The following is a 26,413-nucleotide window of genomic DNA, read 5'->3' as shown; positions in this document are numbered from 1 at the left end:
GCGGCCGGAACCGACCCCCCGGCTTCCGGCCAAAGCGCCGCCGGGCGGGCGGGACCCACCTCGCACGGCCTGACGAGGTGACCCGCCGTACGGCCCCCGTGACCGCACAGACGGAACACGTCACACCCAACCCCGCCGGGAACCGGGCTGCACCAGCCTCTAGAGATAAAACCGGCACGTTGGTTTTATACGTCGGGTGAAAACCATCCCCGACAGGAGCCACCCGTGACCCAACAGGAACGGGCCACCCGCACCCGCAACGCTCTCATCCACGCCGCCTCCGCCCTGTTCGAACGCCACGGTTACCCCCAGACCAGCCTCGACGACATCAGCACCCACGCCGGCGTCAGCCGGGGCGCCCTCCACTTCCACTTCCCCAACAAAGCCACCCTCGCCCACGCCATCCACCACACCGCCACTCAAACCCTCCACCACACCACCCAACAACTACCCCACGACCCCAATAACCCCCTCCAAGAACTCATCAACCTCACCCACCACCTCACCACCCTCCTCCACCACAACACCCACATCCGTGCGGCCTTCCGCCTCAGCCACCACACCCCCCACCCCGACCCCGGCCTGAACCAGCACCACAACCAGCACCAAGACCCGAATCAAGACCCGAATCAAGGCCGAGGCTCAGCCCCGGACCCACAGCTCGACCTCCATCACCAATGGCACGCCCACATCCACCACCACGTCACCCAAGCTGCCCCCGCCCTCAAACCCCACATCAACCCCCACACCCTCACCACCACGCTCCACGCCACCACCACTGGCCTCCACATCCTCAACCACAGCAATCACCACCGCCCCACTCCCAACCCTCACGGCACCCCACCAACCACATCCCTCACGACCCTCTGGCAGCTCCTCATCCCCACCATCACCAACCCCGCCACCCAAACCACCCCACCCAACCCCAACGGCACCCACCACCACACCGCCCACACCCACGGCGCCGACGACAACACACCAACACCAGCAACCCCTGAACCAACCAACACCGCACCAGGCCAAAGCCCCCGTAACCAAGACACCCTGCCCACCTGAGCACCACCAGGTCGGGCGCCACCATGCCCCCAGAGACCCCCAGACCCCCCAGAGCCCCATCAGCAACAGCCGGCCAGACCCGACAACGGAGCGCCCGGCACCCGCGCTCCACGACGCGAGACACAGGGCCCTGGCGCAATCCGCCAGTCGATGGACGACAGGCAAGAGGCCAGTTGACCGGACAGGGCGAGCGGGAAGATAGGGCGAGCGAGGGTGGGCAGGACACGGCCCGCCCGGATGCAGTGTTCAAGATCGGGTAATGCGCCCTCCGTTATCGAACGCGCACGCTAAGCTGCCGAGCGTCGTCACGCCCCCCGGACGTGAGCGGCAGCCCGTTGGGCGGCGTGCGCCGCACCGAGCAAGGAGAGTGCGCAGGATGACGCAGGATCAGGGTTCACTCGCGGGGAAGGTCGCCCTGATCACCGGGGCGAGCAGCGGGATCGGCGCCGCCGCGGCCCGGGTGTTCGTACGCGAGGGAGCCCACGTCGTTTTGGTCTCCCGGCGCGAGGACCGCCTGCAACTGTTGACCAAAGAGTTGCGCGCGCAGGGCGCGCAGGCCACGTACTGCGCCGCCGATGTACAGGTCGCCGCCGACATGCGCCGGGCCGTCGCCTGCGCGGTGGACACCTACGGCCGCCTGGACGCGGCCTTCAACAACGCCGGAGCCGCAGCGGAGAAGACACCCCTGCACCTCATGGATGACACCACCTATGACCTGATCATGGACACCAACGTGCGCGGCGTCTGGAACTGCCTGCGCCCCCAGATCGCCGCGATGCTCGAGAACGGCGGTGGCTCGATCGTGAACACCAGCAGCGTGGCCGGCCTGGTCGCCACCTCCGTCGCCGCCCCTTACATAGCCGCGAAGCACGCCGTCATCGGCCTCACCAAAGTCGCCGCCGTGGAGTACGCGCCCCACCACATCCGCGTCAACGCCATCGCCCCCGGCCTGGCCCGCTCCGAAATGACCGAGGACTGGTTCGCCCGCTTCCCCGGCCAGGAAGCCAAGAGCAAAGCCTCCTCCCCCCAGAACCGCATGGCCGAACCCGAGGAAATGGCCGAGGCCGCCGCCTGGCTGTGCAGCGACCGCGCCTCCTTCGTCACCGGCGCCACCCTGCCCGTCGACGGCGGCGCCACGACCTGGTAGCCCCGCCGCACACCACCACCTGGCCCAGCCCGCCCCGGACCGACACGGCCCGCCTCACCCGTCACGGCGCAGGCCACCCACCGCACGCCCCCACCAACAGACCCAGGGAAACCGACGGCGCCACCTGCCCCGTCAGGCAGATGGAAACGACAACGCCCCAGCGCCAGACAGACTCCCGGTTCAGGGATCCCGGTCCAGCACCAGGGCACAAGACATCACAAAGAGACGAAGAGAAGCGCTACGAGGGGGGGGAAGCTGGGTCTGGGCTTCCGGGACAGCCAATGTTCAGCGCGCGGTGTCCACCAGCGCCGAGGGCTGCGGGAACGAGGAAGCCTGCGCGAACAGACGCGCACCCCGATCCGGCGCCAGATCCAGTCGCGCCAGCACCGCCGGCACCGTGATCGCCGGTATCACATGGTCGTAGAGCACCGAGATCCGCCGCTCGACGTCAGCAAGCCCGCATTCCAGCTGCGAGAACAACTGCACCCCGTGAAAGGCGCTGACGATCAACTCCGCGCTCTGCCGCGGCACCACATGCGAAAGGATCTCGCCCCGGTCCTTGGCCTCGGTGAGCGTTTGCGCCGACATCTCGATCCATGTCGGCCAGGCACTGCCGTACTGCTCCCGGCCCTGCGGATCCGAGGACAACACCGCCCCCGCCCGAACCACCGGATCCCGCGGCAGCCGATGAGCCAGCAACAGCCCCGCGTCCACCCACTCCTGAACCTTCAGCTCCTGGGGCGGCCCGGCATAGGAGACCTGCGCCTGCAGCACCCCCCGCGCCAGAGCTTCCTTGGAATCGAAGTGGAAATACAGCGCACCCTTGGTTACCCCGGCCGCCTGGAGGATGTCCGACACCGTGGCCGCCGAGTATCCATGCTCGGCAAACACCACAGCAGCCGCCTCCAACACCGCGCGGCGGGTGCGAACAGCACGTTCCTGCTGCGCCACGTGTCCTCCCCTGCACTCCGTGTCGTATCGGGTATGCAGCGGACCCGAAAAGAAACCGTCGTGGAGGTACCTTACCCACAACCGTGCCAGCAGACGCTGCCAAAGATCATGACCCTCACCCTCTCCACACCCCGCACGTCCGACAAATCCTCACTCACCCCCACACACTCGCCACCATCAGCCCCACGATGCTCGAACCTCGCACAATTAATCCACCGCCCCAGTCCGAGGTGCAGTCACACAGCGACACCAACACCCCCGCCCACGCTTACCACTTCACTCCTCTTTACTCCTCCGGGGCTGGAGCCTGACCGGCGTCACGCCGCGTGACGCGGTCCACCCACCCGCGATCGGACCGGCCCACACCACCAGGGCAGCACTACCCGCCACCAAGCCTCCCGTACGCCGTGGAGACACAAACGCGCGCCCGAGCCCAAGACAGTCCGAGCCCGGGCGCACCCCGGACACATCGGGAACAAGAAACCGGATACAGGGGGCAAGGGGCTGGGGCGGGGAAACGCTCAGGCCCCCGAGGGCTCCTGCGGCCAGCTGCTGCCTGCCGCGGCCTCGGCGTCCACCCGCCGCAACAGGTCCTCATCGATCTCGTCCAGCGAACGCACCAGGTGCCGAACCCCGGACCGCTCCATCAGCGGCCGCTGGTAGCCGTTCTCGAAATCACTGGGGTGCCCGATGAACGCCACGCCCAGCTCCCGTGCCGCCTGCGCCACCCGCGCCACATCATCGATGAACACCACCCGGTCCAGACCCAGTCCGAACAGCTCGGCGATCTCCTTGATCCCCGGACGGAAATCGTTGGTGCACACATACACCGGCTCGTCGAAGAACCCGGCCAGATCTCCCAGGTACTGGTCGAAGTGCGCCCGCTCCAGCCCTCCGTAACACACCACGCGCACCCCCAACCCCCGCAACCGGCCCAACAACTCCGCCGCCCCCGGCAGCACCCGCACCGGATGCTCCTTCACATACCGATCCCGCTCCTCGAAGTACGCGGCCAGCAACTCCTGCGGGCTGCCCCCCAGTACCTCCGCCGCCGCCCGGGCCGCCACCAGCTGCGACTGCGACAGCAGCGCTTGCTCCAACTCCGCGCCGTACCGGCCGCCCCGCGACTCCACCAACCGCCGGATCACCGGACCGAAACTGTCGTTCAACAAGACACCATCGATATTCACCGCCACCAGGTCGACATGGCCCAGCCCGGCCACCGACCCGGGCTCCTCCCCCACACCGGCCTCCGCGCCAGAGCGATCCGACCCGCCAAGAACATCCCGACCCATGACAACCCCCATCAATCCACGCGACGTTCCCGCCGCATCGCGACAAACCCGACCCGGAGCACGCCCGGGCCAGCCCCACACAACCAACACGACCAGCCCGACCAAAACAACCAGTTCAAGCAACCAGTACGAGTAGGCCGTACGAGTCGTACGAGCAACAACAGCCGGATCAGCCCAGCCGCGGCAGCAACCAAGCAACCCGACCCCACAAGACGTGCGTCCCCACCAAGCAGAAGCCCAGAGTTCGCGATCCGACGAGGGGTCGGGCGGCCGTTCCCGCAGGGACGGCCAAGTACGGCTGGACCTGGCCGCGGCCCGGCCAACCGCCCTCCTCACCAACCGGCCGACGGCAGCCCCGACCGACCAACCGACCGCTCGACCTCCCGGCCGAGGTCCGGCCGGCCCGTCCGCACCCCTCGAAGCCCGATAGGCACAAAAGCAATCGGCCAGGCAACCATCAACCAGCAAAAAGCAACCGCCACATGAACAACCAGAACGAGGACGACACCGAGACCGAACACGGCCAGCAGCGGGCCAACCGGCGCGTCGGCGCAAGAACAACCGCCCCGCGCCGGCCGGGCATCACGGCCCAACACTCCGTCACCCAGCACCTGGCTCCGCCAAAACCCTCCGACCAGCACGAACCAGCCCGGACCAGGCCCAATTTCCGGCCACAGTCCGCCCAATGCCCCGCACCTGGACAAACGCCCGGCCAACTCCGGCGGCGCAAAAGCATAACAAGGGAACCGCTCAGCCGGTTTCCGCCCGATAAACGGACGGAATTATTCCCCTTAACCCTGGAACCCCTTCCCGCTCCTCACCAGGAACGCAACTACCCAGCGTCACGAGAAACGGGGAAACGGCAGAGATTCTTTTCCCCGCAGAGCCCACATGTAATCGCCACCGACCCTTGAAAAGGAAACCGGTGGGTATGTATGTTATGGCCTCACTTTCATTCACCTCCGGGGGAGAGGTCCATGAGCATGAGCAGTCTCGTACTGCCCCAGTCGAAAGACTCCCAGGGCACCCGCACCATCCGCGACGCGCACATCGCAGGCAGCACGAACATCACGCCGACCGCGCACACCGCAGACACCACACCCGCCGCCGCCGGCACCGAGCAAACGGCCCCCGGCGCTCTCGCCGAACCCGCCACCGCGCCCACCGCGCCCGTCGTGCAGCCGGCATCCGCCGCACCCGTGGCGGCCGCGTCCGGCCGGAAGCCCACACCGCCGCCCGCCCTCACCACCACCGTGCCCCGCGAGTACGTCCACCGCGCCGCGCACGCCGAGGTCTTCCTGACCGCCCACACGAAGACCGGCGCCGACACCTACACCCTCACCGGTCAATGGCCCCGCGCCCACGCCTTCTTCACCACTGCCGACGGACGCAGCCACGACCACCTCCTGGCCTGCGAAACCCTCCGCCAGACCGGCATCTACCTCGCCCACACCGAACACCAGATACCCCTGGGCCACCACTTCGTCATGCAGGACATGACCGTCACCACCCACCCTCAGCACCTCACCATCACCGACACCCCCACCAATCTCGCCCTCCACGCCACCCTCACGACCCCCCGTCGCGGCAACTTCACCATTGCCCTCACCATCCGCAACGGCCCGCACGTCCTCGCCACCGGCAGTGGTCACTTCACCTGCCTCTCCCCCAACGCCTACAACCGACTCCGCACTCCCCACACCGCACACACCTCCACCAGCACCCCCAACTACACCCCCACCGGCCAAAACCCCACCATCTTCGGCCGCGTCCGCCCTCACGACCTCGTGCTGGCCCCCACACACCAGCCCCACACCTGGCTCCTCAACCCCAACCCCCACCACCCCACCCTCTTCGATCACCCCACCGACCACATCCCTGGCATGGTCCTCATCGAAGCCGCCCGTCAGGCCGCCCACCCCCACCTCCCCGCCAACACCCATCCCACCCACAGCCACACCCAGTTCCACCACTACGTCGAGAACACCACTCCCTGCTACATCACCACCACCGCCCACCCCGCCGACCCCAACACGCCCCACACGCAAACCCACACCATCACCAGCCACCAGAACAACCGGCCCACCCACACCACCACACTCACCACCACCACCCTCCCGGAGTGAGAACGGCCAAGGTGAGATCGGCTCAAGGAAACGGAATGCCGTCTCCGAAAAGTCAATACGTGGAAGGCGAGAAGCGAAGACAGAGGACATGTGGCTTCAGCCGAAGAGGTTGAGCGGGCGGAGCGCTCCGCGCGCGCCGGGCGGCGGGGAATTCACACGCGCCCGCACCTAGCGCGATGACGTGAGCGTCAACGCAGAGGCAGTCAGGTTCACCAATGCAACCCGCGCCGCAAAAGGAGCACCGGAGGCGGCAATTCCGGGCGCCGCCACAATTCACGGTCCGTGACGCCCCGTCAATACCCCCCACCCTCGCCGGCCCTCAAAGCGGCAGGACGCCGATCGCGGGCTTCATCGGCTTCATGAACATCAGCAGAAGAAACGCAGCGGCCCGCGCCAACGGGGAACGCCATGCGCCGTTCAGCCCTATCGGGCGGGACCGTCCCTGGCGCCTGCCGCGAAGCGTCTGCGGCGCGTCGGCTGTGCGGTGCGCAGGGCCGAGTCGAGTAGGTCGATCATGGCCCGCTTACGCACCACGGCCGTCCCGTCCGCCCGCGGAACCCGCCACGCACGGCCGCCTTTTCCCTAGGACGCCTCCAGCCTCGACCGCCGCCAGACCGCGCTCGAGGCTGGACGCGCAGCGGTATTCAGCGACCCCGTTCGGACGGGGGCAGCTGGCGCACGCGCATCACACCGGTTACTCCGCGCCGCGAGATGCGCCGGCTGCATCGGTGGGCAGACCTGCGCCCGTGCGACGCGGACCGTGACGGAGAGCGAGGTCGCCACCGTCGACGAACCTCTGCGCGCTGCGCACCGCCTGCGCAGCCGAAGCGTCCTCCGCGCCGCACTACGTGCTCGACGCCGACGCCAATTCCATCGCCGATGTGCACGGCCCTCGCCCCTCCCCGGGAGTCTCCTGGACAACTGGGGAGTTGGGGAGTTGGAGATGAGGGTACTGGCCGCTGTTCTCGGGCTCGTCCCCTCGGACTCGCTCGCCCCCGTCCGACCGCACATCCTTCGCCACATTCCCCAGCCCTCGCTCGCCCGGCCGAGCGGACTGCCATCGCACACCACGGGTGCATCTCCGCCCGTCCGACCGGTCCTGTCGTGGGCGTCATGGCAGCCGAACCGCCGAACCGCTCATCACGCCGCGCCGACCAATCCGCGCGCCCACCTGCGCTGTTGATCATTGCGCGCACCCTCGGAAAGTACCGGTTCGCAGAGGTCGGACCGCCTGCACAGCCGCCGGGGGGGCGCAGCCGGGGCGACGGCGGTGAGCCCTCCTCGCCACCCGGCCGGAATCCGCCGCTCCATCTGATAGCCGCGTATCGATTATGTTAGGTTCGAGGTAAGAGATAGTCGAGTCTCACTTAGTGACGAGGTGGCAGCGCCCGTTGTCGTCCGTGACCGGGTCGGGGCCGTGAGGCTCCGTCAGATGTTGTCGCCGCCAACGCCCGGACCCGGGGCGTTGCCCCGCCGGTCAGGGCCCCCGTCGCATACGTCAGCGAGGAGAAGCTCATGACAGCGCCCGCCTCCGCACCGCGACTGCCGTTCGACCGGCCCAACGTCCTGGACCTGGCCCCGTTATTCGGGTTGCTCCGCCGAGGGCAGGGGCCGCTGGCGCGGGTGACCACTCCGGCCGGTGACCCGGCCTGGCTGGTGACGGCCTACGAAGAGTCCCGCGCCGTACTGGGAGACAAGCGGTTCGGCAAGGCGCACCCGGCACCGGAAGAGGCGTCGAAGATCTCGGAGGCCGCGATCCAGGCAGGACCGGCCGGCAGCTTCGAGGACGAACGACGCGAGCACGCGCGCATGCGCAAAGTCCTGACGCCCGCCTTCTCCGCCCCGCGCATGCGACGCCTGGGCGCACGGATCGAGGAACTGACCGACCGCTGCCTCGACCGCATGGAAGACGTCCGTGCACGGCGACCCGGCGTACCGGTCAACCTGCACGATCACCTTTCCTTCCCGCTGCCCGTACAGGTCATCTGCGAACTCCTCGGTGTCGACCAGGGCGACCGCGACCTGCTGCGCGGGTGGTCCGAGCGCGTCGGCGTCCTGGACGGCGGCGCGGACGCGCAGCAGGCGATGGCCGACTTCCAGTCGTACATGGGCCGCCTGGCCGCGGCCAAGAGGGCGCGGCCAGGCCCGGATGTGGTGAGCGACATCGTCGCCGTCCAGACGCGGGATCCCTCGTTCACCGAAGACGACATGACCCGGCTGGCCGCCGGGCTGCTCTTCGCCGGCCACGAGACGACGTCCGCCCGGATCGACTTCGGTGTGTTGTTCCTGCTGAGCGACCTCGCCCGCAGGGACGCGTTCGCCACCGACCCCGGTGGACTGGTCCAGTCCACGGTCGAGGAGGTGCTGAGGCTGGCCGCCCCTGGAGGACTGGGACTGCTGCGTTACGCCCGTGAGGACGTGACCCTCGCGGGCGTCACCGTCCTCCGGGGGGACGCCGTCCTGATCGCGATCAACGCCGCCAACCGCGACGGGGACGTGTTCGCCGAGCCGGAGGCCTTCCGGCCGGAGCGTGCCTCCAACGCCCATCTGGCGTTCGGGCACGGCGGTCACTACTGCATCGGCAACACGCTGGCCCGAACCGAGATGCGCATCGCGTTCACTCGGCTCTTCACCCGGTTCCCCGGCCTGCGTCTCGCCATTGACGCGTACTCCCTCACCGAGCATTCGGAGCGTCTGACCGGAGGCCTGAGCGAGGTGCCGTTCCTGTGGTGAACGCGGAGAGCAACGTCTTTGCCGGTACGGGGAGTTCCGCGGGTGACGCCCTACGGGTGGAGGCCGATCCGGCCAAGTGTGTCGGGTCCGGGCAGTGCGCCATGACCGCGCCCGAGGTGTTCGACCAGAGCGACGAGGACGGCACGGTCGTCGTGCTGGACCCGGCCCCTCCGTACGCCGTGCACGGCCGGGCCGGACAGGCTGCCGCCATGTGTCCGGGCAACGCCATCACCCTGCGTGCAGACGGATCGTAGGAGCATCGCCCGATCGCGGGGACATCGCGGAGCAGCCAGTGGCAGACGCGGCCCCGCGCACCCGCCCAGTGGTAGCGCTGATCCGCGTCGCGGTTTACGGCTCGCGGCGCAGCAGGGCGGGAGCCGGGCAGGGAAGCGGGCCTGCGGCGGCCGGAGAAAGGCCGTCCAGGATCAGCGCCACGTAGCGTCGCCAGCCGTCCTCGCCCGGTTCCATCGTCCACAACAGGCTCACCAGCATGGCCATGATCCGGCGCAGGTCCTCCGGCACGAGGTCGTCCCGGATCACCCCCGCCTGCTTTCCGCGCTCCACGAGCTGCTCCAGGGCCACGAAGAACCGGTCGCTCGTGTCCGCGGACAGCACGCCCGCATTCCGTGCCGCGGCCAGCACGTGGTAGTCGTCCATCGCCGAGGACAGGGCGGCCTCCAGCACCAGAGTCAGCCCCCGACGAGGGTCGGTGTCCTCCATCGCCCTCTCCAGTGCCGGTGCCACCTGCTCGCGGAACTGAAGGTCCATCACCGCTCGCAGCAGGGACCCCTTGTCGGGGAAGCGCCGGAACAGCGTCGCGATCCCCACCCCCGCCTGCCGCGCGACGTCGTCCAACGGTGCGTCCGGGCCGCGTTGGGCGTACACCTCACGCGCAGCCCTGACGATCTTCTCCGCGTTGCGCGCCGCATCTGCGCGCAACGGCTTGCGGGTATCCGGGGTCATGCCGCCATCCTATCAAGTGATAGTCGAGGCTCACTTTTGGTTGACAGGGTGGCCGTGCCATTCGATAGTTGACTACTGCTTACTTGCTCGGGTTTCCGACACCCGTTACCCGCTCGGGACTCCCGCACCCGCCAACTCCGCCGCCCTGCCCGGCGCGCACACGAACCGGTCCTCCTTCCCGAACCGAGGAAACCTCCATGGCTCACCCCACCGTCGAGCATCGCTCCGGCCCCGTCGTCGCGACGCTGGCCGTCGCCGGCATCACGGCGGCGGTGATGCAGACACTCGTCACCCCACTCCTCGCCGACCTGCCGCGCCTGCTCCACACGACCCCGTCCAACGCGGCCTGGGTCGTCACCGCCACCCTCCTGGTCGCCGGAGTGTGCGTACCCATCAGCGGACGGCTGGGCGACATGCTCGGCAAACGACGCATGCTGCTGGCCTGCACCGTGCCGCTCGTCGTCGGATCGGTCGTCTGTGCGCTGGCCGGCAGCGTCGTACCAATGATCATCGGGCGGGGCCTGCAGGGCATCGGCATGGGCATGATCCCCCTCGGCATAGCCCTCCTGCGCGACGTCGTCCCCGCGGAGAAGCTCAGCTCTTCCATCGCCCTGGTCAGCGCGTCCATGGGCATCGGCGGCGGGCTCGGCCTCCCGCTGGCCGCGGCCGTCGCCCAGTACGCCAGTTGGCGCCTGCTGTTCTGGGGCGCGGCGGCCCTGGCCGTGGCCGTCGCCGTCATGATCCTCGCCTTCGTCCCCGACGTCCCCGCTCCCGCCAAGGGGCAGCGCTTCGACGCCGTCGGGGCACTCGGACTGGCCGTCGGCCTGGTCTCCCTGCTCCTCGCGGTCTCCAAGGGCGCCGACTGGGGCTGGAGTTCAGCCACCACCCTCGCGCTGTTCGCCGTCGCCGTACTGTCGCTGTCCGCCTGGGGCCTGTTCGAATGGCGCACCCGTCAGCCGCTGGTCGACCTGCGCACCACGGCCCGTCCCCGCGTGCTGCTCACCAACATCGCCTCCGTCTTCATCGGCTTCGGCATGTACGCGAGCATGCTCATCGTCCCCCAGATCCTCCAGTACCCCGAGGCGACCGGCTTCGGCCTGGGCCAGTCCATGCTCGCGGCCGGTCTGTGGATGTTGCCCGGCGGCCTGATGATGATGGTCGTATCGCCCCTCGGCGGAAAGCTCACCAACTCCCGCGGCCCGAAGACCACCCTCATCTGTGGAGCACTCGTTCTCGCCGCCGGATACCTCGCCTCGCTGCTGCTCGCCGGCACGGCCTGGGGCCTCATGATCGCGATGATGGTCATGAACAGTGGCGTCGCCCTCGCCTACGGAGCCATGCCCGCCCTGATCATGGGCTCCGTCCCCGTCGCCGAGACCGGTGCGGCCAACGGCTTCAACGCCCTCATGCGCTCCTTGGGTACCTCGATCGGAGCCGCGGCCATCGGCGTCGTCCTCGCCCAGATGACCACCACTCTCGGCGGCCACACCTTCACCTCCGAGAACGGCTTCCGCACCGGACTGGTCATCGGCTGTGTCCTCGCCCTGGTCTCCGCCGCCATCGCGGCCCTGATCCCCCCCCCGGCCACCGCACCCACACTTGCGGCTGCGCCCACGGCCGACACCGAACAGAGCACCGCCCCGGCCGGCACCTGAGCAAAGAAGCGCCGCCAGAACCCTGCTGAGGCGCACGCCTTGGGCGCCGCCGCCAGGTGGTGCCAGGGCGGCCGCGGGATGCCGCACCTCGTCGGGCAGCAGGTGACCTGTCGGCCGGCCAGGGCAGGTCGGGCCCCCGCATACGGGTGAGTCCCGGCCCGCCCGTGCTCCCCTGCGGCCGTCAGCGGGCTACGAAGGTCCCATGGCGTGAACTTCGATTGGAGCCGCATGCGCACATCCTTCGCCGTCCCGGGCCGCCCGCTGGGCCCCCGGCCTTCGAGCGCCTTGCTGTCCGCCACGGCGCTGGCCCTGGTCCTCGTCACCGCACCGCCCGCCTCCGCGCAGCTTGCCGCCTCGGCACGGTGCTTGAACGGGCTGGAGGACTCGCGCGGGCACTCGTCCGTGGACAGCGGCGAGATCGCGTGGGAGGACGAGACCCGGTTCGACGACGCACGACGGCACGCGCACCACGTCTGGAGCCGGCACGGACTCCATCGGGTGAAGTTTCCCGCCGACGACGCGAGCCGCATCGCCGACCTGGAATGGTCGGACGTCAACACCGCTCGGGCCCCGTGGAAGAACATCCTCGGGCGTTGGAAAGGGGTGCGGGGCACCGACACCCTGAAGCTGAACACCGCATACCTGGGGGCCGGCAAGGCATACGGGCACACCAAGTACCGGCGGATGATCGCCGCGCACGAGCTCGGCCACGCTCTGGGGTTCTGCCACAAGAACCCTGTGGCCTACCGCTCGTTGATGGCACCGAACACGTTCGACATGCCCTCCGACGGCGCGCCGACCCGACGGGACCGGGAGAACTACCACGCGCTGTGGGGCTGAAGGGCGCGGGGCTGAGAGGCTGAGCCATGAGTGATCTTCGCCGCCGCCTGGCGGTCGTCGCGGCCGGAATGGCGGTGTTGCTGGGGTCCGCCTGGAGCCTGTACACCCTGACCGGCGCCGCCGAGTCCGGCAGTCCCGGCGAGGCCGTCACGCTCTACGACCCGGGCGACGCGCGGCAGGTGGCGGGGACCGCGGACGACGTGTTCGCCGGCACCGTGGTGCGCCGGGTCGGCGAGCGTGACGTGTACGGCGTCTACTCCGACCTCTACGCCGTCCGCGTCGGGCACTCCTTCAAGGGGAATCTCCGGGGGACCGTCGCCGTCACGTACGACCACGGCGAACAGCCGCTCGCCGAGGGCGACTCGTACGTCTTCGCCACCGGTCGCGTACCGGACGGACGGAGTCAGGCGGTGCTCCTGGAGACCACCCCCTCCCCCATCACCGGCGCGGCCGCCCCGGCCCGGACCACGTCCGCCGTCGCCTCGGCCGACAGCCGTACGGTCGCCGAGTACTGGGCCTGGGCCGTGGCCCACGAAATCGATGTCTCACCCCGGTAACCGTCATGGGGCGGGTGCGAAGGCCCCGTCGACGAGTACGGGCACCACGGTGGAGAGGTCCGGCTCTGTGGCGACGGCGACGTCCTCGGCGTATCCCCCGTCGATCAGTTCTCGTCCGGAGGAGCTCGCGGCCACCGCGGCGCCGACGTCCGAGGTCGCCCGGAAGGCCGCCTCCGCGAGTGCGGCTTCCGGCGACGGCGAGAGCGGAAGCGGGAGCCCGCGCCCCCTCTCGAAGGCGTCGGCCGAGGCTTTGGTCAGCGCGCTGACGACGGCACCCGCGCCGAGAAAGTCCTCCATCGCCGGCCGCAGGCTCCCGTCCGGCCACCGCTCGCCGGAAGCGATCACCGCGACCGGACGGTCAATGGTCCCGTACCCCTGACGGGTGAGCCATTGGCCCACAGCTGTCGCGTTCCGGAGGGTGCCGGCGACCACGGACGACTCGCCTGCCGAGGCCGAGATGGCGGAACCGTTGGGCGAGGGGAGCACCAGGCGGGGCGTGAAGGGGGCTCGTCGTAGTGCGGCCGGAGAGAGGGACCAGGGTGACGAGGCGGTCGCCGACCGGCGCCCGACGGCCAGGTCCGCATCCCTCTCTTCCGCGAACGCGGAAGCGCTCTCGTCGCGCCAGCGGTAGGGAAAGACGCGCGTCCCTGCCTCGACGGCGACCGTCACCGACGTGGTGAACGACAGGACATCGACGACCACGACGCAGGCAACGTCTGCCGCCAGTCGTTCCGCACCGGTGGGGCCCCACTCGAAACGGATCCCGTGGCCAGTCTGCAGGTGCTTGTCGTCCATGGCCGATGATCCTCCCAGAGCGGGCGAGTGAGAGGGCCGAGCCCGGGACGGAAATGAGTGGTGGATCACTGATCGGTCCGGCAGGCTCTGCCCATGGTCTCTGTTGTGCAGAATGTGGCGATCGATTGCGCGAACGCCTATGAACTGGCCCGCTTTTGGAGTGAGGTGACCGGCCGGCCGTTGCATCCCGCGGACCGGCCGGGCGACCGGGAGACTCAGGTGATGCTGTCGGCGGGACCGATCCTGCACTTCAATCAGGTGCCCGAACCGAAGACGGCGAAGAACAGGTTCCACCTGTGTCTGCGGCCCGGGACCACGCGCGAGGCGGAGGTCGAGCGGCTGCTGGGTCTCGGCGCCACGGCGGTCGTCGACCGCCGCAACCACGACGGTTCGGGGTGGGCTGTCCTCGCGGACCCCGAGGGCAACGAGTTCTGCGTCCTGCGCAGCGAATCCGACCGCGCCGCCACGACCCTGTGAGCTCACTGCCGGGGGCGGAGCGGCCCCCGACCCCCGACCACCTGACGAACACCGTCTGGCGTGAGCCGCGCGGCGGCGATGTTGACGGGGCGGCGGGAGCGGACACGAGGGAGGACTGAGCGGAAACCCACCCCGACGGCCCCGGCGGACAGGGGCCCAGTGGGCCTGGCGCCTATCGGACCCGGTAGACCTGCCCCGTCTGCGCGCCCTCGATCGAACGGATGAAGGCCGTCGCCACGCGCGCCGCCGGCACCGCCTCCATGCCGACGAAGAACGGGCCGTAGGACGACAGGGACTCCTCGGCGACCGTGGGGCTCACCGCGTTGATCCGCTGGGGCGGGAGTTCGATCGCGGCCGCACGTACGAAAGCCTCGACCGCGCCGTTGGCCGCCGAGGCCGCCGCCCCCGCGGCGATCGGCTCCTCGGTGAGGACTCCGCTGATCAGCGTGAACGAACCCGTCGCGGCTACCTGCCCCGCGCCCTGACGGACCAGCTCGAGCTGGCTCAGCGCCTTGCCGCGGAACGTCGCCGCGAAGTCGTCGGCCGTCAGCTCGCCCAGCGGCTTGAACACGGCGTCGCCCGCCGCGACCGCCACCGCGTCCAGCGGACCGGCCTCCGCGTAGAGGCGCGCGACAGCCTGCGGATCGGTGACATCGGCGACAAGGTCACCGCCGGAACGGCCCACACCGATCACCTCGTGCTCACGCTCCACGAGCGCCCGCCGCACCGCGCCGCCCAGCGTGCCGCCCGCACCGATCAGAAGAATCCTCATGGTCCACCGTCCATCACGTGTCGAGAAGGAAACCCGGGCGGGAAACACCCGGACGCCTGCCACGCTACGAACCCCTCCCCCACTCCCGGAAATGCCTTCTGGGCAGGGACTATGCTCCATAGGCATGGATGAAGTGGAACTGCGTCACCTCAGGGCCCTCGACGCGGTGGCCGAGGCCGGCACCATCACCGCGGCGGCCGCCCGGCTGCACATGACGCAGCCCGCGCTCTCCCGCACCCTCGCCAAGCTGGAGGCACGCGTCGGCGTCCGCCTCGTCGACCGCACCTCGCGGCGTCTGGCCCTCACGCCTGCGGGTACGAAGCTGCTCGGGCACGGGCGGGCGATCCTCGCCCACGTGGACGCGGCCCTCGCCGACACCCGGGCGCTCTCCCGTCCGCTCCGGCTCGGTTACACCTGCGCCGTGCTGGGACAGCAGACGGTTCCGCTCCTGCGCTCGTGGCGCCGCACGCACCCCCATACGCCCCTCGACGTGGTCCGGCGGGACAACAGCACCGCGGGACTAGCCACCGGGGACACCGATGTGGCGGTGCTGCGGACCGTCCCCGACGACCCGCGCATCCGTACCGAAGCCCTGTACACCGAGGACCGTGTCGCCGCCCTGCCCGACGACCATCCGCTCGCGGCCCGCACCCGGGTGCGGCTCGCCGAGCTCACCGTCGACCCCGGACTCCCGCTCGCTCTGTGGCCGGACACCGGCACCGCCTCGCCCGACCTGTGGCCGCCGCGGCAGCGCCCGGCCCGTACCGTCGAGGTGACGAACGTGGACGAGTGGCTGAACCTCATCGCCACCGGCGGCGCCTTCGGTCTCGGCGCCGCGGGCACGGCGGAGAGCCACGGTCACCCGGGCGTCTGCTTCGTCCCCGTCTCCGACGCCCCGGCCACCACCGTCTACCTCGCCCGCCCCGCCCATCCCACTCACCCGCGGACGGAGGACTTCGTCTCGGCCGTGAGGGACGTGGTCAGCGCGTGACGGGGAGCCCGTGTCAGGTGGGCGACCCGCTGCCGCCCCTCGGGGAGTGAGACCGCCCGGTCGACGCGAGGAAGTCGTCGACCATGGCCGACTGCACGCGTTCGGGGAAGCGGTCGGGGTCGAAGAGGGCCTGGACGACGAGGCCGTGGGTGAAGGCGACGGCGGCTGCGGCCAGTCGTTCCGGGTCGGCGTCCGCGGGGAGCTCGCCGAGGTCACGGGCCTCTTCGAGATGCGGGCGGATGGTGGAGCGCAGCCTGGTGTAGCGGTCGGCCTGTTCGCCGGTCAGCCCGTCGTCGGCGAGGGAGAGGTCCCAGGAGCTGACCCAGATGCGGTTGCGGGCGGTGTCGCCCGGGGTCAGCGGCAGGATGTCCAGGAGCATCACGCGCACGGTGGCGAGGCCCGGCGCGGGGCGCGCGCGGCGGGGCCGCTCCGCGGTGCGCTTCTCCAGGAGGTCCAGGGCATGCGTGATCAGGGCACGTTTCGTCGGGAAGTAGTGCATGAGCATCCCCGTCGAGACGCCCATGGCGGCGGCGACCGCGCGCAGGGTCAGCCCGCCGAATCCCTTCTCGGCCAGTACGTTCCACACCGCCTCGGACACGTCCTTGCGGCGGGCTTCACGGTCTCCGGGTGCGGGCGGCATGCTGCTACCTTACGTACCGAACGCTTGTTACGTACAGACCGAGAGAGACCGGAGAGCGAGGCACTCATGTTCACCCTGCCGCTCGGCGACCATGCCCGACTCAGCCCCCTGGAGCCCTGGCAGGCGCGGGAGTTCCTCACTCACATCGATCGTGCCCGGGACTCCGTGGACCCGTGGATACCCTGGGCGACCTTCAGCACCGACCTCGAATCGGCCACGGCCACCCTCCAGCGCTACTCGGACCGGCTGGCCCAGGACGCCGGCCGGATCTACGGGATCTGGCTCGAGGGGACGCTGGTCGGCGGTGTCATGTTCACCCGCTTCGACAGCGCGACCGGGGTGTGCGAGGTCGGCTGCTGGACCGAGCCGGCCGGGGAGGGGCGGGGCCTGGTGACCCGGGCCTGCCGGATGTTGATCGACTGGGCGTTCCAGGAACGCGGGATGAGCCGTGTCGAATGGTGGGTCGCGGCGGGCAACACCCGCAGCATCACCGTCGCGCGACGGCTGGGCATGACGCGTGAAGGCGTACTGCGCCGGCACTCCGCGTACCGAGGCGTGCGGCGCGATACCGAGGTCTGGTCGGTTCTCGCCGAGGAATGGCCTGCGCTCTCCGCCGGCGCGGAGCCCGGAGCCGACGTCCATGCCGAACTGGACCGGCTGATGGGTGCGTTCATGGGCGCTTTCACCACCACCGGGGACGTCGAGCCCGACCTCGGCGTCATCCGCGACCTCTTCGTTCCGCAGGGGATGATCATCTCGAACGTCGGGGCCGAGCCCGTGGTCTACGACGTCGAGGCGTTCATCGAGCCCCGGCAGAAGATGCTCACGGACGGGACGCTGACGGAGTTCTCCGAACGGGAGGTCTCCCAACGGACCGAGGTCTTCGGGTCGATCGCGCACCGGTTCAGCGCGTACCGCAAGTCCGGCTACCACCACGGCACGTGGTTCGAGGGCTCCGGCCACAAGACCACGCAGTTCCTGCTCACTCCGTCGGGGTGGCGGATGTCCTCTCTGGCCTGGGACGACGCTCCCGGCCCTGCGTGACTGCCGGGCCCCGGGAGCGGATCAGCGCGCGGTCCATCCCCCGTCGACCACCAGGTCCGCACCCGTCATGAACGAGGACTCCTCCGACGCCAGGAAGAGCGCCGCCGACGCGATCTCCTCGGGCCGTCCCATGCGCCCCAGGAGAATCCGGCGCGTGAAGTCGGCGCGCAGGGCGTCCGGGTCGTCGCTCGCCTCGAACACGCCCTCCATCAGCTCGGTGGAGACCGGGCCGGGGCAGAGCGTGTTGGCGCGTACGCCGTGAGCCGCGTGGTCGACCGCGACGGCCCTGGTCAGCTGGCGCACACCGCCCTTGGACGCGCAGTACGCGGCCACGCCGGCGTCGGCGACCAGCGCCAGTTCGGAGGCGACGTTGACGATGACACCGCCGCCGCGCTCCACCATGACGGGGATGGCGTACTTGGAGCAGCGGAACACCCCTCGCAGGTTGACCGCCATGAGGCCGTCCCACTCGTCCGCCGTCGTGTCGACCAGCGTCTTGGCGAACTCCACACCGGCGTTGTTGACCAGCACGTCCAGGCCGCTGAACGTGTCGGTGACGTACGCGGCCAGGGCCTTGACCGACTCCTCGTCGGTGACGTCGCACGTGAAGGGACGCGCGCCGAGGGCCTGGCCTGCGCGTCGAGCACGTCGGCGAGGACGACCGTGGCGCCCTCCCGGACGAAGCACCGGTCGATCTCAAGCCCCAGGCCGCGCTTGCCGCCGGTCACGACGGCCACCTTGCCTTCGAGCCGCAAGGGGTTCTTCCTTTCCCACGAGCCCTGCCCTCCGCACGCCGCAGCGGCCCTCGACGAAAGAACGGTCGGGGCCGCTGTGCCGGGCAGGCTCAGGCCTTGGCCTGCATGTCCCGTCGTGCGGGGTTGCCCTGCTCCTCCGCCTTGGGGTCCTTCTCTCCGGCCTTGGCGCGAACGCCCTGCTCGATGCGCTCACCGATGGACTTGTCGATGTTCGACCAGTACTGGAAGGCGCGCTGCAGTACGGGTTCGGTCACTCCGTTGAGGAGATGGCCGACGACGTTGTCCACCAGCCGGTCGCGCGCCGCGTCGTCGAGGACCTCGCGCACCATGGTGCCGGGCTGGCCCCAGTCGTCGTCCTCGGCGTGCGAGACGTAGGCGGCCCGGGTGATGTCCCCGTCCGCGTACCAGCTGGGCGGGTTGCCGTAGCGGTCGGTGTCGGCCGCCGGGCCGCCCTTGGAGTTCGGCGCGTAGACCGGGTCGCTGGTCTTGCGGTACGCCATCGCCCCGTCCTTCGAGTACGTGTGCACCGGGGCGACGGGGGCGTTGACCGGCAGCTGCTGGTAGTTGCCGCCGATGCGGTGACGGTGGGCGTCCGCGTACGAGAACAGCCGGGCCAGCAGCATCCGGTCCGGGCTCGGGCCGATGCCGGGAACGAGGTTGTTGGGCTGGAAGGCCGCCTGCTCGATCTCGGCGTGGTTGTCCGTGGGGTTGCGGTCCAAGGTCATCCGGCCGACCTCGATCAGCGGGTAGTCGGCGTGCGGCCACACCTTGGTGAGGTCGAAGGGGTTGAACCGGTAGTCCTTCGCGTCCTCGTACGGCATGACCTGCACGTGCAGCGTCCAGCTCGGGTACTCGCCGTCGCGGATGTGCTCGAACAGATCCCTGGTGTGGTAGTCCGTGTCGGCCGCGGCCATCTGGTCGGCCTCGTGCTGGGTGAAGTGTTCGATGCCCTGGTCGGTCTTGAAGTGGTACTTCACCCAGAAGCGCTCGCCCTGCGCGTTGATCCACATGTACGTGTGGGACGTGTACCCATTCATGTGCCGCCAGGTACGCGGGATACCGCGGTCGCCCATCAGCCAGGTGACCTGGTGCGCCGACTCCGGCGAGAGGGTCCAGAAGTCCCACTGCATGTCGTGGTCGCGCAGGTTGTTGTCGGCCCTGCGTTTCTGGGACCGGATGAAGTGCTGGAACTTCATCGGGTCCTTCACGAAGAACACGGGGGTGTTGTTGCCCACCATGTCGTAGTTGCCTTCGCTGGTGTAGAACTTCACCGCGAAGCCGCGGGGGTCCCGCCAGGTGTCGGGGCTGCCGCGCTCGCCCGCGACGGTGGAGAAGCGGGTGACCAGATCGGTCCGGGTGCCGGGCTGGAAGACGGCCGCCTTGGTGTAGGCGCTGACGTCGTTGGTCACCTCGAAGTGGCCGAAGGCGCCGCTTCCCTTGGCATGCGGCTGACGCTCGGGGATCCGCTCCCGGTTGAACTGCGCCATCTGCTCGATCAGATAGGCGTCCTGCAGCAGGATCGGACCGCCCGGGCCGACGGTGAGCGAGTGCTCGTCACTCTCCACCGGGGCGCCGGAATCGGTGGTGGTCGGCTTGCGTGAATCGTCGGTCATCGGTCTGCCTTCCGTTCAGCGGCCTGGGCCGCGACGTCGCTCGGACAAACGCCCACAGAACAGCGTCGCGATACTCCGGTTAACCGTGACGCGAGGAGACCAAACATGGGCGACTCCGATACCCCTCACCACGCGACCCCGGCCGTGAAGACCTCATCACGTCGCTCCCCCGGGCAATGCGTCATTTCCTGGGACATTCTCCGATCATAGGGCGGGGCGAGCACCTGGGCAGCGGGGTGACTGTCAGCGACCTACCCCCACCGCTGTCACCGAAAGTGACATCCGGGCCGCGGTCATGGCTGCACCACCGCCCGCCGCCCGGCGCCCGGCGTCACTCGGTCGCGTCGGCCGCCGCGCCGAGACCGACCTCTCGGATGCCGTCGACCTGGGACAGCTCCTCCACCAAGGGGTGGATCTCCGCCGTTCCCTCCAGCCTGAGCGCCGCCCGGGCCCGCGTCGGCGCACCGCCCTCGTCGCCCTCCTGTGTCACTCGTATCGCCGCCACCCGGAACCCAGCACTCGTTGTCCGTTCAAGCACCTGGCCCAGCAGTCCGCGCTCGCGGTCGTACACCACCGCCAGGTCCACCGGCCGCGACCGGGCCTTGAGCGGGATGCGGTCCGTCAGACGCGGAAGCCCTCGCACGACCAGGAAGTGCACGGCCGTGGCCCCGAGGGCCAGCAGCGGAAGCCCGCCGCCGCACGCCATCCCGATCCCACAGGTCAGCCAGATGGTCGCGGCCGTGGTCAGCCCCTGCACGGCATCCCGTTTGACGAAGATCAGCCCGCCGCCGATGAAGCCGATCCCGGACACGATCTGGGCGGCCACGCGCGACGGGTCGAACGACACCCCCGCGAGGTCGGCGGCGCCGCCGAAGCCGTGGATGGAGACCGACATGAACAGCGCGCTGCCCACGCCGACCAGCGTGTGCGTCCGCATCCCCGCGCTCTTCTGCCGCGCCTCGCGTTCCACCCCGATGAGCAGGGACAGCAGGAGGGCGAGCCCGAGCTCGGCGAACTGGCGTGCGCCCTGCCCTGCGCTCGTATCGAAGAGTGGGGCCGCCCTCGCGTCGAGGAGCGGGGCAGCGCTCGACTGGAGCGCGTGAGCGGTCGACAACATGCGCCGATTGTTCCACTTCGATCCGCCACGGTGATGACGTGATCCACCACGGCTCCGGCTTGTCGCGTTCCGGGGCGAGGGCGGGTTTCATCCATGGCGCCGCCGGTCCACGCGGCGTCACGCCCCGGGGCCGACCGCCCCTCGGACGTCGTCCGCGTCTCGTGGACTTCCTCGGTGTCGGTGAAGCTTCCCCTCGCCACCGCCCCGCCCAGGAGCGCGGCCAGCAGGACCGCCGCGCCGGCACGGACCCAGCGTGACCGCCGGGGCGGTGACAGCCACCCCGGCGCGCGCGGCCGTTCCGACGCTCGGGCCCGTTCCGGCTCTCGCGGTCGCTTCTCACCCCGCACGGTCTGTTCCACGTACGGAGCCGGTGTGCCCCCGCAAGCGATGGCGGTGTGAGCCGCCGGTCACCCCCGCGCCCCGGTCTCCCCCACCCCGCACGCCGCCACGAACGCGGCCACCCTTTCCTTGCGCGGCCACCGCTTCCTTGCGCGGCAGCCGGTCCCTGCCCGGCGGCGTCGCCGCCGCGGAGTGGGGAAGAACGTGCCCGGCCGCTGCCGCCCCGCGGTCCAACTGCCGGAAGCTCAGGCCGGACCACGCCTTGAATCGCATGGCCCTGCCCCACCACTCCCGCCGCCGTGTCGCCACTGCGGCCACCACCGCTATGAGCACCACGGCCGCCGCCCTCCTGGCAGCACTGCTGGCGCCGGCGTCGCTGAGCGGGCGTTCCGATCGGCGAACCGCCCGCTCACCCACCGCGCACGGAACCCGCTCGGCCTCGGGGCCAGTCGCCGCCTTCCTTCACCCGCGACGGCCGCACCGGGCGCCTCGCGTGGCACCACGGCGGCAACGGGTGGTCGCCGGCCCTCCTCTCCCGCTCCCTGCGCGACGGCGTCCTCGTGTACTGGGTGTACTGGGTGTACTGGGTCAGCAACCACGCCTGCCAAAAGGGGAAATGGAACCTGGAGGATCAAGCCGGGGAGCTGACACTGGGCATCCCCGATCGCGGCCGCGCCGAGCGTGAGTGAGCGAGGACGAGGATCGGCACACCGTCGTGGTGGGCTCCCTGGTTTCCGTCTCCCCCGCAGGGCACCGGGATCCGGCGCGTGCTGGTCCGTCCGCCGAGGGGACGGGAAGGCCGCGGGGAAGACATCAGGTGATCGGCGAACTCGTCGGCCCGACTGCCGTCGCTTCCGGCCGTGCCGACGGCTTGACGGGCGCGGGGACACACACAATACTAACGGCGTTAGATTTCCTAACAGCGTTAGGGGTTTGTGGTGGGGAAGCGGGAAGAGGTACGGCAGCGGACGTTCGCCGAGATCCTGGAGACAGCGGGCCGGATGGCCGAGGCAGAGGGCTGGCGGGCAGTGACCATCCGGCGGATCGCCGCCGAGATCGGCTACAGCGCGCCGGTGATCTACCAGCACTTCCCGAGCAAAGAGGCCGTACTGCACACGCTGTTGGAGCGGGTCAACGGCGAGCTGGCGCAGCGGATGCGCGCCGCGGTGGCCGGTGGACCGGCGTCACGGGGCCCACATCTGGCCGCGGCCGCGTATCTGGAGTTCGCCCGGTCGCGGCCGGTCCTGTACCAGCTCATGTCGGGCACACCCGGCACGGATGTCGACGCCGCCACCCGCCGCGCCGCCGCCACCGACGTCATCGCCTTCACCAGGCAACTCATCAGCGCGTGGGCGGCCGAGACCGCGGCCGAGCCAGTCTGTGTCGAGGATGCCTGCGACCTGCTGTGGGGCACGTTGCACGGCCTCGCGTGCATCGGGTCGATCGATGACGTCGGCTTCGACCGCGCCCTGCGCCTGGCCGACCAGGCGGTGACGGCGCTGCTCAGCTACTGGTCGGCCTCGGCCGCGACCCCGCAAGGCCACCTTCGAACCGTCAAGGGAGAGAAATGATCTACCACCACAACCGTTTCACCTTCAAGGCGACGGCCACCGCCCAGCAGCGCGAGGAGGCTCTCGCCAGCCTGCGCAACCAGGGCGAGTCGATCGACGCGGTCACACGGTACGTCGTCGGCCGAGACATCGGCGGCGAGTTCGAGTACGGCGCCGTCTTCGTCCTCGACGACCTCGACGGGTACTGGGAGTACCTGATGGCTCCCTCCCACGCCCACACCGACCGGATCGGTCTGCCGCTGCTGGAGTCCTTCGTCTCCTACGACACCACAGACCAGGACGACCCTGACATGGCCCAGAAGATCGCCGATCTGCACGCGCGACGCTACGCGGGCGATCCGGCCCTCACCAAGCTGGTCGCCGACCTGCCCTCCTACTCCGGCAGCAGCGCGCCGACCCCCACCAATCCCGCCGACGCGCACCGGCCCGCCGGGGCACCGAAGCCCGCCCACGGCACTGAGCAGCCGACTACCGCCGAATGACTGACCGGATCCAGGAGAGTTGCTGGGAGACCTCACCGGCCTCGGCGCTCTTCTCCCGGTCGGAGCCGTTGAAGACGCCGATGAGGGTTTCGGTGCCGCGCGGGCCGACGGTCATCGTCGGCCCGCCGGAGTCGCCCCCTGCGGGGATCCCGGAGACCTTCTTCATGCAGAAGTCGGGTCCGCCCGGGGCGGTGTGACCCGCGCACAGGGGGTCGTCGGCCCGTACGACCTTCAGGTCCGACTGCTTGAGGACGGGAGACTGGCAGGCGCTCTCATCCCTGGTGCAGGTGGCGCCCCACCCGTACACGCGCACCGCCTGGCCGCGGTGGACGCCGACCGTGGCCAGGCGCGCCGTGCGGACATTCATCGGCGGGACCTTGACGAGCATCATGTCGGCGTGCGAGCTGCCCACGCGCTGACGAGGGATGGGGCGGACCGTGGTGCCTCTCCGCATGTCGAGATTGCCCACCCGGAAGGAGATCCGCTTGTCGGCGACCGGCCGGGCCTGCTCGTAGAAGCAGTGGGAGGCGGTGAGGATCCACTGGCGGGCGACGGCTGTCCCGGTGCACGCGGGTTTGCCGTCGACGAGCATCCGTACGGCCCATGGGGCGTAGGTGCTCTTGGATCCGCCGATGACGGCGAAGGCCGGAGCGGACGACATCACCGAGCCCGCGACCAGGACCAGGACGGTCAGCAGCAGTACACGAAAACGACGCATTCTGAAGAACAACTCCTCACAGGGGGCGCACAGCCGTACAGGTAGTGAGAGACCCTGCTGAGCAAAAGCGTTCCGTCCGAGCGCCGCGACATCGCCCTGCCACGTCGCCCTGCGGCACCGGGGCAGCACGGTGACCCGTAAAGATCGGCGACACGTCGGCCCCATAGGGTCGCAGACATGACGACACCCTTTGCCAACAGCGCGTTTGACTCGCTCCGTCTCGACGCCGTGGCCGACATGGAGACGCTGCGCCGGTCCTACGAACTCCCCAAGGACGCGGCCGTGCGCAAGCAGATGACCGAACTCACTGACCAGACACGGAGGTTGATCGGCTGCTCATCACTGGTCCTGGTCGCCAGCGCGGACGCCCACGGCAACTGCGATGTCTCCCCGCGTGGCGGTCCCGCCGGGTTCGTCGCCGTCCTGGACACGCGGACGGTGGCGATACCGGACGCGACCGGCAACAAGCGTCTGGACACCCTGCAGAACGTCATCGCCACCGGACGGGCCGGGCTGCTGTTCATCGTCCCGGGGCGCACCACGACGCTCAGGGTGAATGGCCGGGCCTGTGTCTCCACCCGCCCGGAACTGCTGTCGCAGCTGACCGCCGTGGGCAAGCCGCCGGCCAGTGCGCTGGTGCTGGGGATCGAAGAGGTGTACCCGCACTGCCCCAAGTCGCTCCTGCGCAGCAGCGCTTGGAAGCCGGAGCAATGGCTGGCGGCGGACGCCCAGCCCGCCTCGGCCGAGGTGACACTGGCCCAACTGCGGATGCCGGAGCTTACGATCGCCGACATCGAGCAGGCGGAGGCGGACTCGCTGAAGTACCGCTACGAGTAACGGGCCGGCCAACCGATACTGAACCCCGGCCCCGAGGATCGAAAACTCGCCGCCAACAGCATGCGATGGATCCGACCGGCGTCGTCATCGACACGAGCGGCGACATCCTGACAGCCACCCATGCGGCCGGCGAGGTCCGCTCGGCCGGGGCGCGGGTCCGGGCGGCGGGCCGCCGCTGCCCGGGCCCACGCCTGCATCGCGCCGGGCCGGGCCGGGCCGCGCATCATGCGCTTCGCGACCCGGCCCCGCCCCGTGCGGGTGCCGCCCGGCTGTGGCGGTGCGTCAGCTCTGGGCGGAGTCGTCGCCCGTCTGCCCGGCGGCCTCGGCTCCGCCTACCTTCTCGCGCATCTTGCGCACCAGCTCCGCCTTCTGCTCGGCGGCACCCTGGCGGTCGAGGTTGCGGTGCGGACCGTTGTTCTGCCGCTCGGCGCGCGACAGCTTCTTGCGCTTGCCGCCGCCCATGCCCACGGGGTTGTTGATGTTCTTGCTCACGGGTTCTCCCGGAATGATGTGAAGTGATCTACGGATTCATCGGTGGGGAACGGGCGCGGCGACGCAGCAGGACGTCGGCAGGGGCCCGTCACGCTCTTACTCGTAAATCAGTGTCTGGAAGAACATGACCAAGACGTTACCCGGTTCTTTCGGCCCCGCACACCACGTTTTGGCCGTCCAGGCGTCGGACGGACCTTCGGCGAGCACCCGGGACCAGCCGTTCCCATTCGGTCGGGTCGGTCGGGTGGGTCGGGTCGGTCGGGTCGGTCGGGTCGGTCGGGTCGGTCGTCGGACCGTACCGGTCGTCCGAGGCGCAGGGGCCGGCGACGTACTCACGCAACCCCAGCCCCACCGCGCATCGGTGCCCGGCTTCAGCCAGCTGGAGGTCAGTGCGGACGCCTGCCGCCGGATTCGGCATCCTGCCCTGGTCGGACGTGGGCGGAGCAT

At 69.8% G+C, this 26,413-nt stretch carries 25 protein-coding genes; 14 read left to right on the top strand and 11 right to left on the bottom strand.

What is annotated here, in order from left to right; genetic code table 11:
* Positions 1-225 precede the first annotated feature (225 nt).
* Positions 226-1,056: a TetR family transcriptional regulator gene (locus ACZ592_RS34565; protein WP_471585664.1), complete on the top strand. Its 831-nt coding sequence runs from the start codon at positions 226-228 to the stop codon at positions 1,054-1,056.
* A gap of 376 nt (positions 1,057-1,432) precedes the next feature.
* A complete protein-coding gene (locus ACZ592_RS34560) occupies positions 1,433-2,203 on the top strand; it encodes a glucose 1-dehydrogenase (RefSeq protein WP_471585663.1) in 771 nt (256 codons plus the stop codon).
* A 285-nt stretch (positions 2,204-2,488) separates the two neighbouring features.
* Here ACZ592_RS34560 and ACZ592_RS34555 read toward each other — a convergent pair whose 3' ends face one another.
* Together ACZ592_RS34555 and ACZ592_RS34550 are read right to left on the bottom strand one after the other, a co-directional pair.
* Positions 2,489-3,154, bottom strand: a complete 666-nt coding sequence (locus ACZ592_RS34555; RefSeq protein ID WP_471585662.1) for a ScbR family autoregulator-binding transcription factor — start codon at positions 3,152-3,154, stop codon at positions 2,489-2,491.
* A 521-nt stretch (positions 3,155-3,675) separates the two neighbouring features.
* Positions 3,676-4,377: an HAD family hydrolase gene (locus ACZ592_RS34550; protein WP_471585661.1), complete on the bottom strand. Its 702-nt coding sequence runs from the start codon at positions 4,375-4,377 to the stop codon at positions 3,676-3,678.
* 1,049 nt (positions 4,378-5,426) lie between these two features.
* Between ACZ592_RS34550 and ACZ592_RS34545 the strand changes: the two genes are divergently transcribed.
* From ACZ592_RS34545 to ACZ592_RS34535, 3 genes are all read left to right on the top strand, one after another.
* Complete coding sequence (locus tag ACZ592_RS34545; protein ID WP_471585660.1) at positions 5,427-6,575, top strand: ScbA/BarX family gamma-butyrolactone biosynthesis protein; 1,149 nt, start codon at positions 5,427-5,429, stop codon at positions 6,573-6,575.
* Between the two features lie 1,515 nt (positions 6,576-8,090).
* Positions 8,091-9,308, top strand: a complete 1,218-nt coding sequence (locus ACZ592_RS34540; RefSeq protein ID WP_471585659.1) for a cytochrome P450 — start codon at positions 8,091-8,093, stop codon at positions 9,306-9,308.
* On the top strand, positions 9,305-9,562 hold the full coding sequence (locus ACZ592_RS34535) for a ferredoxin (RefSeq protein ID WP_471585658.1): 258 nt from the start codon (positions 9,305-9,307) through the stop codon (positions 9,560-9,562). Before ACZ592_RS34540 ends, ACZ592_RS34535 begins: the two co-directional genes overlap by 4 nt.
* Before the next feature lie 94 nt (positions 9,563-9,656).
* Here the strand turns inward: ACZ592_RS34535 and ACZ592_RS34530 are convergent, their stop codons facing one another.
* The gene (locus tag ACZ592_RS34530; RefSeq protein ID WP_471585657.1) at positions 9,657-10,271 is read right to left on the bottom strand and encodes a TetR/AcrR family transcriptional regulator; all 615 of its coding nucleotides are present in this window, start codon (positions 10,269-10,271) and stop codon (positions 9,657-9,659) included.
* Positions 10,272-10,468: 197 nt separating this feature from the next.
* Here ACZ592_RS34530 and ACZ592_RS34525 point away from each other — a divergent pair, with 197 nt between their 5' ends.
* The 3 genes from ACZ592_RS34525 to ACZ592_RS34515 all read left to right on the top strand — a co-directional run bounded on the left by ACZ592_RS34525 (position 10,469) and on the right by ACZ592_RS34515 (position 13,323).
* The gene (locus ACZ592_RS34525) at positions 10,469-11,926 is read left to right on the top strand and encodes an MFS transporter (protein WP_471585656.1); all 1,458 of its coding nucleotides are present in this window, start codon (positions 10,469-10,471) and stop codon (positions 11,924-11,926) included.
* Positions 11,927-12,154: 228 nt separating this feature from the next.
* The gene (locus tag ACZ592_RS34520) at positions 12,155-12,766 is read left to right on the top strand and encodes a zinc metalloprotease (protein WP_471585655.1); all 612 of its coding nucleotides are present in this window, start codon (positions 12,155-12,157) and stop codon (positions 12,764-12,766) included.
* Between the two features lie 26 nt (positions 12,767-12,792).
* On the top strand, positions 12,793-13,323 hold the full coding sequence (locus tag ACZ592_RS34515) for a hypothetical protein (RefSeq protein WP_471585654.1): 531 nt from the start codon (positions 12,793-12,795) through the stop codon (positions 13,321-13,323).
* 3 nt (positions 13,324-13,326) lie between these two features.
* On the opposite strand, the gene ACZ592_RS34510 is transcribed toward ACZ592_RS34515, so the two are convergent.
* Entirely contained in the window at positions 13,327-14,118 is a 792-nt protein-coding gene (locus tag ACZ592_RS34510; RefSeq protein WP_471585653.1) for a 2-phosphosulfolactate phosphatase, read from the bottom strand.
* Between the two features lie 93 nt (positions 14,119-14,211).
* Between ACZ592_RS34510 and ACZ592_RS34505 the strand changes: the two genes are divergently transcribed.
* Complete coding sequence (locus ACZ592_RS34505) at positions 14,212-14,595, top strand: VOC family protein (RefSeq protein WP_471585652.1); 384 nt, start codon at positions 14,212-14,214, stop codon at positions 14,593-14,595.
* 172 nt (positions 14,596-14,767) lie between these two features.
* On the opposite strand, the gene ACZ592_RS34500 is transcribed toward ACZ592_RS34505, so the two are convergent.
* Positions 14,768-15,367: a short chain dehydrogenase gene (locus ACZ592_RS34500; RefSeq protein WP_471585651.1), complete on the bottom strand. Its 600-nt coding sequence runs from the start codon at positions 15,365-15,367 to the stop codon at positions 14,768-14,770.
* 124 nt (positions 15,368-15,491) lie between these two features.
* On the opposite strand from ACZ592_RS34500, the gene ACZ592_RS34495 reads away from it, so the two are divergent.
* Complete coding sequence (locus tag ACZ592_RS34495; RefSeq protein WP_471585650.1) at positions 15,492-16,358, top strand: LysR family transcriptional regulator; 867 nt, start codon at positions 15,492-15,494, stop codon at positions 16,356-16,358.
* A 13-nt stretch (positions 16,359-16,371) separates the two neighbouring features.
* Here the strand turns inward: ACZ592_RS34495 and ACZ592_RS34490 are convergent, their stop codons facing one another.
* The gene (locus ACZ592_RS34490; protein WP_471585649.1) at positions 16,372-16,998 is read right to left on the bottom strand and encodes a TetR/AcrR family transcriptional regulator; all 627 of its coding nucleotides are present in this window, start codon (positions 16,996-16,998) and stop codon (positions 16,372-16,374) included.
* Between the two features lie 66 nt (positions 16,999-17,064).
* Between ACZ592_RS34490 and ACZ592_RS34485 the strand changes: the two genes are divergently transcribed.
* The gene (locus tag ACZ592_RS34485) at positions 17,065-18,042 is read left to right on the top strand and encodes a GNAT family N-acetyltransferase (RefSeq protein WP_471585648.1); all 978 of its coding nucleotides are present in this window, start codon (positions 17,065-17,067) and stop codon (positions 18,040-18,042) included.
* Between the two features lie 21 nt (positions 18,043-18,063).
* Here ACZ592_RS34485 and ACZ592_RS34480 read toward each other — a convergent pair whose 3' ends face one another.
* The 3 genes from ACZ592_RS34480 to ACZ592_RS34470 form a co-directional block, all read right to left on the bottom strand.
* The gene (locus tag ACZ592_RS34480; RefSeq protein WP_471585647.1) at positions 18,064-18,729 is read right to left on the bottom strand and encodes an SDR family NAD(P)-dependent oxidoreductase; all 666 of its coding nucleotides are present in this window, start codon (positions 18,727-18,729) and stop codon (positions 18,064-18,066) included.
* 157 nt (positions 18,730-18,886) lie between these two features.
* On the bottom strand, positions 18,887-20,410 hold the full coding sequence (locus ACZ592_RS34475; RefSeq protein ID WP_471585646.1) for a catalase: 1,524 nt from the start codon (positions 20,408-20,410) through the stop codon (positions 18,887-18,889).
* 331 nt (positions 20,411-20,741) lie between these two features.
* Positions 20,742-21,527, bottom strand: coding sequence for an MgtC/SapB family protein (locus ACZ592_RS34470; RefSeq protein WP_471585645.1), 786 nt, complete (start codon positions 21,525-21,527; stop codon positions 20,742-20,744).
* Between the two features lie 1,277 nt (positions 21,528-22,804).
* On the opposite strand from ACZ592_RS34470, the gene ACZ592_RS34465 reads away from it, so the two are divergent.
* Positions 22,805-23,437: a TetR/AcrR family transcriptional regulator gene (locus tag ACZ592_RS34465; RefSeq protein ID WP_471585644.1), complete on the top strand. Its 633-nt coding sequence runs from the start codon at positions 22,805-22,807 to the stop codon at positions 23,435-23,437.
* Positions 23,434-23,919, top strand: coding sequence for a Dabb family protein (locus tag ACZ592_RS34460; protein ID WP_471585643.1), 486 nt, complete (start codon positions 23,434-23,436; stop codon positions 23,917-23,919). Before ACZ592_RS34465 ends, ACZ592_RS34460 begins: the two co-directional genes overlap by 4 nt.
* Here ACZ592_RS34460 and ACZ592_RS34455 read toward each other — a convergent pair.
* A complete protein-coding gene (locus tag ACZ592_RS34455) occupies positions 23,906-24,637 on the bottom strand; it encodes a S1 family peptidase (RefSeq protein WP_471585642.1) in 732 nt (243 codons plus the stop codon). The two genes, ACZ592_RS34460 and ACZ592_RS34455, sit on opposite strands and share 14 nt — an antisense overlap.
* 177 nt (positions 24,638-24,814) lie before the next feature.
* Between ACZ592_RS34455 and ACZ592_RS34450 the strand changes: the two genes are divergently transcribed.
* A complete protein-coding gene (locus tag ACZ592_RS34450; RefSeq protein ID WP_471585641.1) occupies positions 24,815-25,474 on the top strand; it encodes an MSMEG_1061 family FMN-dependent PPOX-type flavoprotein in 660 nt (219 codons plus the stop codon).
* Positions 25,475-25,756: 282 nt separating this feature from the next.
* On the opposite strand, the gene ACZ592_RS34445 is transcribed toward ACZ592_RS34450, so the two are convergent.
* Positions 25,757-25,966: a DUF6243 family protein gene (locus tag ACZ592_RS34445; RefSeq protein WP_471585640.1), complete on the bottom strand. Its 210-nt coding sequence runs from the start codon at positions 25,964-25,966 to the stop codon at positions 25,757-25,759.
* Between the last annotated feature and the right edge of the window lie 447 nt (positions 25,967-26,413).

The organism is Streptomyces sp. NPDC040622 (assembly GCF_055593965.1).
Note: the sequence above shows the minus strand (reverse complement) of the source record. Positions and strands in the feature narration are given on the sequence as shown.